Below are 12817 nucleotides of genomic sequence, written 5' to 3' on the forward strand. Positions count from 1 at the left end.
TGCTCGGATGTCGCGTCTACTCCGCCCTCACACCAACCGCGTGCGCCCCGTCAGCAGCTCTTGCATCATTCCCTGCTTGAGCGCCCGGGTTTTCTCGCGACGGGCTTCCAGGGCTACCAATTCGGCGTCCATGTCGGATAGGACATTCGCTATTGCGTTTTGCTCACCACGCGATGGAAGTTTGAGTAGCAGGTCTTTGATAAGCCCCGTATTCAGATTCATCTGGGACCCAGTTTGCCCATGCCTTGACCAATCTGGCTCTACCCACTTGAGCACGTAGTAGATAAAGAGTTGCTCAGCATCAAGGTCATCCATCACGACAAATCCGTCATGAATGCAGACGTCAATCTTTGTAATGACCGGCCGACCAACTGTCGCACAGATACTCATGATCAGGCTCCCGGCAGGAACAAACCTGCTATGCTTCACGCCAAGAGGAGAAAGTCTTTGGCTAGTTTCTAGAAGAAACTTTCCAGCTCCCGTGATATCTGATATGCGGACCCAGCCGATGGCGGATCCATCATCGAACCAAACTGGACTGTCAATTGGTCTAGGTGATGCGCCACGCTGAATTCCTGCAATATCCCCCAGCCGCCTCACCTCCCACTCCCCCTCAAACCCCGGCAACCGCGTCTTCCCCGTCAACAGCTGCTGCGCGGCCTGCTTGAGGTCGCGCTTCTTGGCGATGAGGCGATCCAGGCCGGACAGGAGGGCGTCGATGTCGGAGAGGGCGGCGGCGATGGCGCGCTGCTCGGAGATGCCTTTGGGCGCGAGAATTCTGAAAGAGCGCAGGGTAGCTATCGGGATCTCTTGCAGAGCGGACCCGTTCATTGAATTCTCAAGTTGACGCCGAGTTTCCCTAGAAGAAATTGCCTGACGGATGAATTCGGGCGACCAGCCGGACTTCACCGCAATAAGTGCCACACCTCTGGTAAGATTTGCGCCTTCTAGTTCGTCGTCGACGATGCCAACATCTCCGACCTTACCACGTAGCGGCATGACCAAATCTCCTGATCGGAGTATGGTTCGTCGATATGATTCGCTAATTTCTTGAGAAGTCGTTATGAGATCGGACTTATTAATCTGACCGCCATCAATGTCAACCACTCGAAGACATTTAACACCGTTGACGACTCGTGGACCAGTCTGAACGATTCCATAGGAAATTGGTCGCTGCGGGTCTGTGATATCAGCCAAAGCCACAACCTCCCAATTATCGGGAATCGCGCCTTTGTCTAAGTGCTTGAGGTCGGACATTACTTCCACGAGGACCCCATTTGCGCGAGATGTTTTTCTACCCGAGCAGTGAGTGTCGCCACCTCATCTGAGAGTTGCGCCATCGGCGAGGCATAGCGCTCCGCCAACTCCCGAACGCGCCCGGTCAGCGACTGCGAAACCCGATCCAGCTCCGCCCCCACATCCGCCGCAATCCGCCCCATCCATTTGTCACCCACCACCAGCGCCCGCACATCCGCCTCGGTCAGCGTGTCACAACGCGCCAACGCGGCCGCATCCAGCGCGGCGTCGGCTTCCCGGGTCTGCTTTTTCAGCGCAGCGATGCGCTCCGTCTGGGCGAGCCATTGCTTGAGGATGGCGAGTTCTGCGGCACCTTCGGGATCACGGCCGATTTCCTTGATGCGGTCCTTCACGGCCGCGGCGGTGATGCTGTCGTAGCCGGAGAACACCGCGTCGTCCCCGCTGTGCTCCTCCTCCAGCTCGGCCAGCGCGGCCTGGGCGGCTTCCAGGTCGGCCTGCAGGGCCTCCAGCGCGGCCTGCTCTGCTGCCAGGTAACGCGCCACGATCAGCGGCTTGGGCAGCAGGTCGCAGGCCCAGCCGCGGTCCTTGCTGCGGCCCTTTTTGTCCGTCTCGACGAGGCGGCGCGGCCGCGCCACCCAGCCGTCGGCGGCGATCAGGTAGGCGTCGTCCTGCATCGTGGCGGCCCAGAAGTTCATCAGGTGCTGGTAGACGTCGTAGGCGTCCAGCAACGGCACCGGGCGGAAGGCGGCCAGCAGGCTTTCGGACAGCTCCGCGATCAGCGCCTTGGGGTGCGCCCCGACGCCGTAGCCGCTCAGCACCGGCATCACGGCGGCCTGCCAGTCGGCCAGGCGCTGGCTGGCGCCCTGGCGGAAGGCGACGAACTCGGCATGGCCCAGGATGGCGGGCTTCACCTGCGCCAGCGGCAGGCGCAGCTGGGCATAACCGGGCCGGCCGGCGGACTCGAACAGCGCGGCGCGCAGGCCGGGCATCACGCGCCAATAGGGGGCGAGCTTGCTGTCGGCCGCGTCCAGGTCCCGCTCCGGGATGCCGCCGCGCAGGTGGGCCTCGATGTCGTGCAGGTCCTCGCTTTCGCTGCTGTCGATGTAGCGCGGCAGGTTGAGGTTGTAGTCGTTCTTCGCGTCCGCAATCTCGTCCACGCCGACCAGGCGCGCATAACGCGGCGTGTCGATCTGGCGGGTGAAGGTGTCGACGATGCGGTGGATGTCCTGCTCGCGCAGGCGGTTCTTGTTGCCGTCCTTCAGGCAGCCCTTGGACGCATCGATCATGAAGATGCCGCGCCGGGCGGCGGCGTTCTCCTTGTCCAGCACCAGGATGCAGGCAGGGATGCCAGTGCCGTAGAACAGGTTGGCAGGCAGGCCGATGATGCCTTTCAGGATGCCCGAGCGCACCAGCTGCCGGCGGATCACCGCCTCCGCATTGCCGCGGAACAGCACCCCGTGCGGCAGGATGCAGGCGGCCTTGCCGCTGCCCTTCATGCTGCGGATGATGTGCAGCAGGTAGGCGTAGTCGCCCTGCTTGGTGGGCGGCACGCCCCAGGCGAAGCGCTGGTAGGGGTCGGCCTCGGGCGTCAGGCCGGCGCCCCAGGACTTGTCGGAAAACGGCGGGTTGGCCACCACGTAGTCGTAGCTGCGCAGCTGCTCACCGTCCTTGAACTTGGGGTTGGCCAGCGTGCTGCTGCCACCCAGCACGTTGGCCGTCGGGAAGTCGTGCAGGATCATGTTCATCCGTGCCAGGCCGGCGGTGGTCACGTCCTTCTCCTGCCCTTCCAGCGTGATGTGCCGGCCCGCCTCGGCCGCCACCTTCAGCAACAGCGAGCCGGAGCCGCAGGTCGGGTCATACGCGGTGGTGGAGGCACGGGTGTTGTCCGGCGAAATGCCCAGCACCTTGGCGATCACCCGGCTCACTTCGGCCGGGGTGTAGAACTGGCCCTTGCTCTTGCCACTCTCGGTGGCGAAGTGGCGCATCAGGTACTCGTAGGCGTCACCGAGGATGTCGTCGTGCTCGGCGCGGTGGTCCGAGAAGTCCAGCTCCGGCTTCTGGAAGATGCCCACCAGGTTGGTCAGCCGGTCGACCATCTCCTTGCCCTGGCCGAGCTTGTTCGGGTCGTTGAAGTCCGGAAAGTCGCTGCGCGCCAGCCGGGCATTGGCGTCGATCAGCGGCTGGATGATCTGGGTGTTGATGCGGTCACCGATGTCGCTGCGGCCCTTGAGCGCCACCATGTCCGCAAAGCCGGCCCCGGCCGGAATGACCACCGGCGGCGCGAAGTCGTCCGAGTCCGCGTACTTGTCGCTGATGTACTTGATGAACAGCATGAACAGGACGTAGTCCTTGTACTGGCTGGCATCCATGCCGCCACGCAGTTCATCGCAGGAGGCCCAGAGAGAGGAATAGAGGTCGGATTTCTTGAGGGGCATGTCGGCAGCACTGCAGCGGGAGGGTCGGCGCCGGGCCGCGAACCTCCCTGGATCGCGCTGCGCTGCGCCGTTGCAGGCATGTTACCGGCGGGCTGCACCGTCCCGGCTGGGCGGCGCCGCGGGCGACATGAGACATCCTGCCGTGAACACCACCCGCGGCCCGATGCCCCGCGGGCAGCGAGCCAGCCGCTACGCCGCCACGTCCTCGATGCGCGTCAGGTCGTCCTCCCCCTCCACACCGGCCATGCTGCCCAGCAGCCGGGTGTAGTGCAGCAGCACCTCCTGCAGCGCCTCCAGCTCGCCGCGGAAGACCAGCCGCTGCGCCGGCTCCTGAAACGCCCCGCCCAGCGCCAGCCGGTGCCAGCGGGCGGTGAAGGGCCGCACCTTCTGGTTCAACACCACGATGGCGATCTTGGCGAACTCCCGGGCGTGCCGGCCACCGGGGGCCTTCAGGATCTCCCGCGTCAGCCCGAACAGCCGGTACACCGAATCCAGCGCCGCCTGCTCGTCCCCGTCGTCGCGGGGCAGCGGCTGCGTGGTGATGCGCGTGACCAGCTCGATGTACAGCGCCCAGGCGGCTTCCTTGTCCTGATCACTGGGCTTGAACTCGGCATTGAGCACGCCGACATTGATCTTCAGGCTCGACAGGCTCCACTGATCGAGCAGCTCGCGCCATTTCATGGTCTGGTCCTCTGGTGAGCTTCGTCGCCGGCATTGTGGCGCCAAGAGGTGCGCCGGTGCGGCCGCTGCCGTCTGGCCGGAAGGCTGCCGGATCCGCGAGAATCCCGCCAAAGCGGCAAGGGAAGCGGAGATGACAACGGACACGGGCGGCGGAGGCGGAGGCGGAGGCACGAATGGGGACCTGCTGGATGTGCGGGTGTTCATCAGTTATCCGCGGGGTGGCTCGGCGCACAGCTGGGCCGAGCGCCTGCAGGCCGAGCTGGACGCCCGCCACGCCGAGGCCTGGCGGGACGAAACCGACATCGACCAAGGTGACGCCAATTGGTACGAGCGGATCCGCCGCGCGCTGGACCGGGCCGATGTGGTCGTCTGTGTGCTCGATGCGGCGAGCGACCGCTGCCGCTGGCAGCAGCGTGAAATCCTTTACGCCGACCGGCTCACCACCCCCGTGCTGGTGCTTCGCACCGCCGACGTGGCGCCGCCCCTTGCCCTGATCGAGAAGCAGCCGGTCGAAGTCCGCCGGGTCGAGGAGGCGCCACGGGCCTGGGCCCACCTCGCCGAACAGATCGCAGCGCTCCAGCCCCAGGCCAGCCGATCAGCGGACCCCCAACCCATCGACGCCGCTCGCCAGCGTGAACTGAGCTGGCTGCAGGACCTGCTGCACGGTGACCTGTCGGACCGCGAGGCCCGCTACATCGAAATCGCCGCGCGGGAGAGCCGGGCGCCCGGCGCCGAGCGGGCCCTGAAGGGCCTGCGCATGCCCACCAGCCTGCTGTTTGAGGCCTTTGGCGTGAACATCCGGCCCGGCGCGCCGGCTCAGGAGGCGGCCACGAAGCCCTATGACGACGTGCTCGCAGCCTACCGCGATCTGCCCCGCCGGCCGGTCAAGCGTGCGGTGGTGCTGGGCGAGCCGGGCGCGGGCAAGACCTTTTCGCTGGAACGCATTGCCTGCGAAACCGCGCGCGCCGCACTGCGCAACCCCGCGGCGCCCCTGCCCCTGCTGGTGCGACTGGGCCTGTGGACCCGCGACGAGCCGCTCCAGGCCTTCATCGAGAGCCAACTCGGCGACCTGGGCCGTGACTTCCTGCGCCTGCGCGATGCTGGCCGGGCGGTGCTCCTGCTCGATGCCGCCAACGAGATTCCCCCCGGGCAGCGCCGCGACAAGGCCCAGCAGATCCGCCGAATGGCGGAGGACGACCGCTTTGCCGCGGTGCTGCTGAGCTGCAGGGCGCGGGACTTCGAGGCGGACCTGCAACTCCCCTTCGACCGCCTGACCCTGCAGCCCTTGACCCCGCCGCAGATCCACCGGTTCATCCGCGCCGCGCTGGCTGTCGGGCTCGATCCGGCAGAAGCCGAGCCACTCGCCGAAGCCTGCTTCTGGCGCATCGCCGGTGGTGAGACTTTGCGAGAGTTCTGGCGCACCTGGGAAGAAGCGGGTGCCACGTTTGACCTGTTCTGGACCGCCGATGCGGTGCCCAAGTCGGACCCGACCGTGATCACCAAGACCTCCGGCGAGCAGGAACGACGATGGCGCGAAGCACGCTCCACCCGCGGCCTCCTGCGCCTAGCCGGCAACCCTTACCTGCTCGAAATCATGATGCGCCTCCCGGCCATCCCGCCGAACCGGGCGCAACTCTTCGCTGGCTTCATCAGGGTGCTGCACCAGCGTGAGCTCGAAGCACGGGATCGGCGGCACGAGCAGACCCCGGATTTCGGCGCTTGGCGGGCGGCCTTGGTGGCCCTGGCAGAGGCACTGCAGCGCGCGGACGGGCGGCCAGGCGGGGGCGACAGCACACAAACCGCGCTGGCGCTCGCCGACTGCCCCTCGTCACTATCCGCGACGCTGATCGACTTCTCAATCGACGCCAGCGTGCTGCAACGCGTGGGCGACAGCCTGCGCTTCACTCACCAGCTGCTGCAGGAGTCCCTGGCCGCCGACGTGTTGCTGGACGCTGCGAAGACAGGCAGTCGGCCGGCCAGCGACTTCTGGCCCCAGAGCCGCTGGTGGCAGCGCAGCGGCTGGGAGGTGGTGGCCGAGATCGCCGCCGAGGCCTGCGAAGGCGACGTCCCCGCGCAGCTGGCGTTGATCCGCTGGCTGGCGCTGGACCATCCAGGCCTGGCTGCGGATGTCTGGCTGCACATCGATCGCCCTGCTTTGCCGCCGGATCTTCTGAGCCAGACGGCAGCGCAGTGGCGCCCCCGGCTGACCGACGTGGTGGCAGAACCGGCCCCGGCTGCGCGCGCTGCCATCGGCCGTTGGCTGGGCCTGCTCGACCTGGATGACCGCCGCGGCGTAGGCCTGGGTTCTGACGGCCTCCCGGACATCGACTGGGTCGAATTTGACGACTGCCTATCGTTCACGTACCAAGGTACCAAGCATCCTGGACTACCGCCCTTTGCGCTTTCGCGCCATCTCGTTACCAACCGACAGTTCCAAGCGTTCGTTGATTCACCTGACGGATATGCGGCACCTCGGTGGTGGTCTGATGTGCATGACCAACTGAAACCCTCCCTTAGACCAGCCACATGGCCTGAGGCAAACTGCCCACGTGAGAACGTCAATTGGTTCGAGGCGGTAGCATTCTGCCGCTGGCTCACAGAGCATCTTCACAGATCTGGCCGCCTTCCGCTCAGCCAAGTAATTTCGTTGCCAACTGAGCACCAGTGGGAGCGCGCTGCGAGAGGTCGTCGCGGATTGCCTTTCCCAAACTCTGGGGTCTACATCATCGAATCGATCAACTACGAAGAGCGCAACTCAATAGGCGCGGGAACCTCCCTCCTGAGAACCTGTGCTGTTGGTCTGTATCCACAAAGCGCCACGCAAGAGGGCGGTTTGCTCGATATGTTGGGGAACGTCAGTGAATGGTGCTCCGATACGTACAGTCCGAAGCTTGAATCGGATGGTATTCGATTGTCGCTTGCCGCACGTGTGCACCGCGGAGGCTGTTGGAACTCCTCGCCAGTGAGAATGAGCACATTGGCTCGTGACTTGCACTCGCCCCTTGGCCGGCACAACGGCCTCGGTTTCCGGGTGTGTCGAACATCCCCATCCGAATCGCGTGCCTCTGGTCGCTGACTCGCGTTGCGTCACGCCATCCGTCACCTCGGATAAAGCTACGACGCCCTGTGCAGCGGCCGCATCCCCTTCGCCGAGTTCGACACCAGTGTGCGGGGCTCGATCCACACCCGGAAGGCCGACCGGCACGGTGGGCTGCGTGCCCATGTGCTGGCGCCCTTCATCCTGCCTCCGAGGTGCCACCCGAAGGGCTCTGCCGGCGACTGGAAATACGCGCCCGCCGCTGCGCGGCGCGGTCAGTGAACAGCCTTCTAGCGTTCAGCGGCCAGCGGCGCCCGCGGGCTGCGATTCAGGCGGGGATACGCGACAAACCCGAAAACCGACATTGTTAGTCCAATCGTCGGGGTGGAAGTCGGCGCCAACCGACACCCGCAGTTCTTTCGGGTAGCTGCCCCAGGAACCGCCTCGCAGTACATAACTGCGGTCCGGGTCCGCCGCCTTCGGATCTGCAGGCAACTTGTCGCTCATGTAGGCGGACAACGTCCATTCCCAAACACTGCCCGCGGTGTCGTGAAGCCCAAATGGATTGGGGGCGTAACTGCCTGCCGGTGCAATGCGGTGAGCGAATCGGGAATCACACCCAACACAGTTCGCCCGAGGTGGCCGGCCGGGCCGCTCCTTCGGGAGTTCGGGCCCCCACCAGAAGGCGGCTTCCTGGCTGCCGGGGCGACCGGGAGCACGGGCGACGTACTCCCATTCCTCTTCGGTCGGCAGCCGCCAAGTTCGGCCCGTCAATTCTCCCAGCCATTCGGTGTAGGCCGTTGCATCGTCATGACTCACATTGACGACCGGGATATCGCCGGTTCGCCAATTCCAATCGCTTACGTCTGGCGCCAACTCGGGGTAGCTGGGCTTCACCACTCCCTTCGACAGAGTTCGACGGCGTTGCCAGACGGCGTAGTCGTACTCAGCGAGCGTCACCTCGAACTGGCCGAAGGCGGTGCAAGGCTCGGACATCTGGCGCAGATCGACACGACGCCAGGTCTCGCCGGGACGGCACTTGATCGCTTCCTTGTCGTCCCGGCCGGGTTTGCAGCCATAGTCGAACTCTCCCAGGGGGATGTCCACCGTGCGTGGAATCGGTGGGGAGCGCCAGCCCCAACGGAGCGTCATCACGATGTCCTGGGCTTCGTCGGTCGCAAGCCACTCCGCTGTCGCATGGCGGATCGGGTACTGCACAAGAAGCCCCGCCAACAAGAGCGCAACCGTCCACAGCCCTGCCACACGAGCCAGCGCCGGGCGCCGCGCGCTTTTCAGGTAGGCCAGCTCCGCCTCGCTGGCCATGAAGCGCACCGCGTCATACCGGTGCAGCAGCCTGCGATCGGGGCCGTTCAGGAGCCGGTCGGCGGCGCCCGTGGTCGGCCAGGCCTGCGCCTCCTGCCGCAGGTTCTGCCGCAGCAGGTCGCGGTCCTTGTGTGCCGCCAGGTACTCGACCAGGCGGGGCCAGTAGGGTTGTGGCGGGCCGCCGGCCGGGCCGGGCGGGCGGCTGCGCAGCAGGGCTTCGTGGATCAGGTCGACGCGGCGGTGTCGGCCGCCCGGCTGCGCTGGCCCGAGAGGGCGCCCAGCAGCTGCTGGCCGCGGGCCAGGTCGGCGGCCTGGAAGCCCTGCCCGGCCTGCCGGCAGGCCTGCAGCCAGGTGAGGGACTGGCGGGTGTGCCGGCCTTCCGGGTGAAAGTGCGCCAGCGCCGAGAGCAGCTCCAGCGCGCCGCGCCGCATCGGGCTGCGGGCATCGCCCAGGCCCGCCAGCAGGCGGTCGGCCTCGCTGGCCAGAAGGCCGCCCAGGCGGCCGAGGGCGTCGTACTCCGCCAGCGTCAGCACGCCGGGCGCAGCGGGCGCACCCCGCGGGCGGCGCAGCCAGAGGGTTTCCATCGCGTGCTGCAGCAGCGGCAGCGCGGCGGCGGGGTCGTCTTCCGCGTCGTCCAGCAGGGCCTGCAGCAGCTCCGGCTGCACGGTCAGCCGGCCCAGGCGGGCGGGGGCCGTGATGGCCTGGGCCAGCCCTGCCCGGCCCATCGGCGTGAGGGTGAAGGGGCTGGTCAGCGTGTTGAGCAGGCCGGCCAGGCGCGGCAGGTCTTCGGCGATGCGGTGCTGGTAGTCGCTGCGGCAGGTGCTGACCAGGTGCAGCGGGCTGGCCGGGGCGGTGAGTGCCTCGGTGAGCAGCAGATCCAGCCGGGCGCGGGCGCTGGCGCTGCTGAGGGTGAACAGCTCCTCGAACTGGTCGATCACCAGCAGCACGCCGATGGGGCGCTGGCCGAGGGCGTCGCGCAGCCACAGGCGCAGGGTTTCGGGCGGGCCGTGGCGCAGCTTCTCCAGCAGGTCGAGCGACTTCTCCTTCAAGGCAGGCGCCAGCACCTCGGCCAGCGACACCAGCGGGTCGTTGCCGGGCAGCATCGGCGCGGTGACGGCCCAGTCGTCCAGCCCGGTGCGGGCGGAAAGGGCCCCCTGCTCGGCCAGCGGCAACAGGCCGGCGCGCATCAGCGAGGACTTGCCCGAGCCGCTGCCGCCGACGATGTGCAGCCAACGGCGGTACGGCGTGCTGCTGCCAGCCAGCGCCTGGGCGGGCGCGCCCTTGCCTTCGAGCAGCGCGATGGACGGAATGTCCGGCGTGCGGCCCAGCAGGTTCAGCGCGGCCAGCACCTCCCGCTCGCGGCCGAAGAAGCGCCGGGCCTGCTCCTTCTGGAACGATGCCAACCCCACCCAGGGGCAGACGTCGGGCGGCAGCAGCGCCTCGGCCGGCGGGCCGTCGTCGGCCACAGCGCCCACGCCGGCCAGCGGGCGGGTCAGTGCCTCGACCAGCGCGTCGGGCGGCGCCTCCTCCTCCTCCCACCTCACCCCCTGCAGCAGGCCGAGGAAGGGCAGCGTCGCCAGGTCCGGCGCGCCGGGCAGCAGCACCGGCACGATCTGCGGGCGCTCCTGCGCCTCCTGCGCGCCGAAGTGGCGGTTCAACACGGTGGAGGTTTCCGCGCCCACCCAGCGCCCCAGCCCGCGCGGGCCGAGCAGCACGACGAAGCGCCGGCAGCCCTGCAGTGCCTCGCCCAGCGCATCCAGCCAGTGGTCGCTGGCGCGAAGCGAGGCGTCATCCTTGAAGACGGTCAGCCCCCGGGCGAGCAAGGCCTGGTGCAACAGGTCCGCCTGCGCCAGGTGGATGGCGCGGTGGTAGCTGATGAAGACGTCGGGCCGCTGCGGCTCTCCCATGCTCTTCCCTTCGGTTTGCGGGAGATTCTCGCGGATGATTCAGTTCGGGAGAAGCCTGCACGATGTCATCCACCGCCCCAACGACGGACCCGGACCAGAAGGTGGCCTGGCTGGCGCAGATCCACTACCCCGGTGAGGCCGTGATCGGCCTGCTGCTCTACGTGAAGCTGTCGATGACCGGCAACGAATCGGAGTTCCTGCGCAACCATCGGCGCGAGCACCCCGACTTCCCGCACGAGAGCACCGCACAACAGCTCTTCAGCGAAACCCAGTTCGAGGCCTACCGATCACTGGGCGAGCATGTGGGGCGAGACTTGTTTGCCGGCCACCTCCTCGACAATCTCGCGCCAGCCGACGTGGGGGCGTGAATCCGGAGACTGGCCGGGGCGCTGCAACCCCAACGGACGGAAGAGGCCCGCCCTCTGGACTGAAGCGCTGCTTCCATACCGGACAGCCAAACCAGGGGTCGGATGGGTTGTGGTCCGGGTTGATCAACGCAGTTCATGGGGCCGTCGTCCTGTTCAGGCCGGCGACTTGTCCGGGGCTTGAGGGTGGCAATCCGTCGTCAAACGCTGTGCGGCATTGCCCCCGCAGACACGCTGCGCATACTGGAGAGGCTTTCTGCGGGCATCGTGCCTGCCAAGCCTTTGGGTCGGTCTCACCGGCCTGGAGTCCAGCTCCGCTGGCGTCGCAGTCGTCACCTGCCTTGATGGGGTTGCGCTGGGTGCGCAGCCTTCGAGGCACCGGTGTCGCCGCGGTGCCCGGTCCCTGAGGGCTGGCGCTGCCTGCCCTCTTCTTCCCTGGCGGGGAACCTCGAGTTCCCTGCGGAGCCCTGGTGTTCCCGCTCCTCCGAGGAGAACACCATGTCCCTTCATCCCGTGCCTGCGCCGATGGCGCTGTGCGTTCTGCTGGGCGGCAGCGGGCTGCCGTTACCAGTCCAGCGGACCGAGCGTCCCCTGGCCGCGCTGCTGACGGCTCGCCCGTCGGTTTCGCCGGCTCGTATGTGGCCTCGCAGCTGGCCCAGTGGTCGACGGCTCTGGCGACTGCACCCCTTCGTCCGCCCGCCCTGGCGCGAACGGGCGATCGCGGTGGTGCCGGCGCCCCAGGCGTTCGGCACCTGATGGTCCCGCCCCGATCCGGCAGGGTCGGGTGCGGTACTTCGGCCTGGGCGGCAACGCCTCGGTCAATGGTGTGGACCTCGCCTTCGGGTGGGGTTCACCTGCGTTCCGTCGAATCGACGACGGCCCCAGCCACGGGAGAAGCGGTCTGCCATGGTGCAGAGGCGCCCTCCCCCACAGGAGCGTTGCATGCCCCTTGAGAGTGTTCCCCCACGCCCCCCGCGCTCGGCCCTGCGCAAGGAGGAAGAGCGCGTCTGGGTCGGCTTCTATCAGCGCGTCGGTCGTGACCCCGCCATGGCGGCGGATGTCATGGCCCAGCTGGAGGTCGACGCGTTGATGAAGCGCCAGCATCTGGGTCTGTACCTGCGCTGCAAGGCGGCCCAGCGCCGGCACAAGGAGCGCCAGGCCCGCCACAAGCGGGCGGGGCTCTGGCTGCGCAGTTCGCTGCGCACGGTGCTTCTGGAGCCGGTTCTGGCACTGGTGCAGTTCCTGGCCAACGGCCGCGAACTGCTGCTGGCCAGTCTGCCGCCCCCCAAGGCAGAGCCAGCCAGCCCGCAGGCGCGCCGCCTGGCCCGCCAGCCGGGTTACGCGGCGGCACGAGCGGGCTTCGAGCAGGAAGGTGGCCCGGCCGCCCCGTCCCGCCCTGGCAGGCATCCTGGGGTTGTGGCCCCTGGTGATCGCGAGGCGGCCTGATCGGCAGCCTCCCGAGGTTTCCGGCGATCGCCTGGCGTCTGCGCAACCCGCAGCGCCAGCGGTCGGCTGGAATCCTTTCCAGCCAGAACTTCAGGAGGACAGGGGTCGCTGAGAAATGCAGTTGGACCACTCCCGGTCGATCAGCCAGTGCAGGAACTGGGTGTCGCGCGAGGTGCCCCAGTAGTAGGCCTTGCAGCGCGAGACGTAGGCCTTCAGATCGCCAGTGGTGCGCACGTCCTCCGGCTCGAAGCCGGTGATCTCCGTGAAGCGCGCGATCTCCGGGCGCGTGAGTCGGATGGAGGATCCCAGGCGCAGCATGTTCTGGCTCGTCAAGGGTGAAGGTCCTCCGATGATGGTGCTGAGCCG

The 12817-nt window shown here is 67.3% G+C and carries 10 protein-coding genes; 4 read left to right on the plus strand and 6 right to left on the minus strand.

Annotated features, from left to right (window positions below):
• Window positions 1-27 precede the first annotated feature (27 nt).
• The 3 genes from NGK70_RS15850 to NGK70_RS15860 all read right to left on the minus strand — a co-directional run bounded on the left by NGK70_RS15850 (window position 28) and on the right by NGK70_RS15860 (window position 4373).
• The gene (locus NGK70_RS15850; protein ID WP_251969477.1) at window positions 28-1257 is read right to left on the minus strand and encodes a restriction endonuclease subunit S; all 1230 of its coding nucleotides are present in this window, start codon (window positions 1255-1257) and stop codon (window positions 28-30) included.
• Window positions 1257-3692 (minus strand): type I restriction-modification system subunit M, encoded by a 2436-nt coding sequence (locus NGK70_RS15855; RefSeq protein WP_251969478.1) that lies wholly within the window; start codon window positions 3690-3692, stop codon window positions 1257-1259. The genes NGK70_RS15850 and NGK70_RS15855 overlap by 1 nt, the downstream gene beginning before the upstream one ends.
• Window positions 3693-3881: 189 nt before the next feature.
• Entirely contained in the window at window positions 3882-4373 is a 492-nt protein-coding gene (locus NGK70_RS15860; protein WP_251969307.1) for a hypothetical protein, read from the minus strand.
• 130 nt (window positions 4374-4503) lie between these two features.
• Here NGK70_RS15860 and NGK70_RS15865 point away from each other — a divergent pair, with 130 nt between their 5' ends.
• On the plus strand, window positions 4504-7449 hold the full coding sequence (locus tag NGK70_RS15865) for an SUMF1/EgtB/PvdO family nonheme iron enzyme (RefSeq protein ID WP_251969479.1): 2946 nt from the start codon (window positions 4504-4506) through the stop codon (window positions 7447-7449).
• Window positions 7450-7707: 258 nt separating this feature from the next.
• Here NGK70_RS15865 and NGK70_RS15870 read toward each other — a convergent pair whose 3' ends face one another.
• Both NGK70_RS15870 and NGK70_RS15875 read right to left on the minus strand, forming a co-directional pair.
• Window positions 7708-8733: a formylglycine-generating enzyme family protein gene (locus NGK70_RS15870; RefSeq protein WP_251969480.1), complete on the minus strand. Its 1026-nt coding sequence runs from the start codon at window positions 8731-8733 to the stop codon at window positions 7708-7710.
• Between the two features lie 224 nt (window positions 8734-8957).
• Window positions 8958-10640: a toll/interleukin-1 receptor domain-containing protein gene (locus NGK70_RS15875; RefSeq protein ID WP_251969481.1), complete on the minus strand. Its 1683-nt coding sequence runs from the start codon at window positions 10638-10640 to the stop codon at window positions 8958-8960.
• 62 nt (window positions 10641-10702) lie between these two features.
• Here NGK70_RS15875 and NGK70_RS15880 point away from each other — a divergent pair, with 62 nt between their 5' ends.
• The 3 genes from NGK70_RS15880 (at window position 10703) to NGK70_RS15890 (ending at window position 12451) form a co-directional block, all read left to right on the plus strand.
• A complete protein-coding gene (locus NGK70_RS15880; protein ID WP_251969482.1) occupies window positions 10703-11008 on the plus strand; it encodes a hypothetical protein in 306 nt (101 codons plus the stop codon).
• A gap of 495 nt (window positions 11009-11503) precedes the next feature.
• Window positions 11504-11761, plus strand: a complete 258-nt coding sequence (locus NGK70_RS15885) for a hypothetical protein (protein WP_251969483.1) — start codon at window positions 11504-11506, stop codon at window positions 11759-11761.
• A 186-nt stretch (window positions 11762-11947) separates the two neighbouring features.
• On the plus strand, window positions 11948-12451 hold the full coding sequence (locus tag NGK70_RS15890; protein WP_251969484.1) for a hypothetical protein: 504 nt from the start codon (window positions 11948-11950) through the stop codon (window positions 12449-12451).
• A 90-nt stretch (window positions 12452-12541) separates the two neighbouring features.
• Here the strand turns inward: NGK70_RS15890 and NGK70_RS15895 are convergent, their stop codons facing one another.
• Window positions 12542-12784: a hypothetical protein gene (locus tag NGK70_RS15895; RefSeq protein WP_251969485.1), complete on the minus strand. Its 243-nt coding sequence runs from the start codon at window positions 12782-12784 to the stop codon at window positions 12542-12544.
• Between the last annotated feature and the right edge of the window lie 33 nt (window positions 12785-12817).

It is taken from the genome of Sphaerotilus microaerophilus (genome assembly GCF_023734135.1).
Lineage (GTDB): Bacteria > Pseudomonadota > Gammaproteobacteria > Burkholderiales > Burkholderiaceae_C > Sphaerotilus > Sphaerotilus microaerophilus.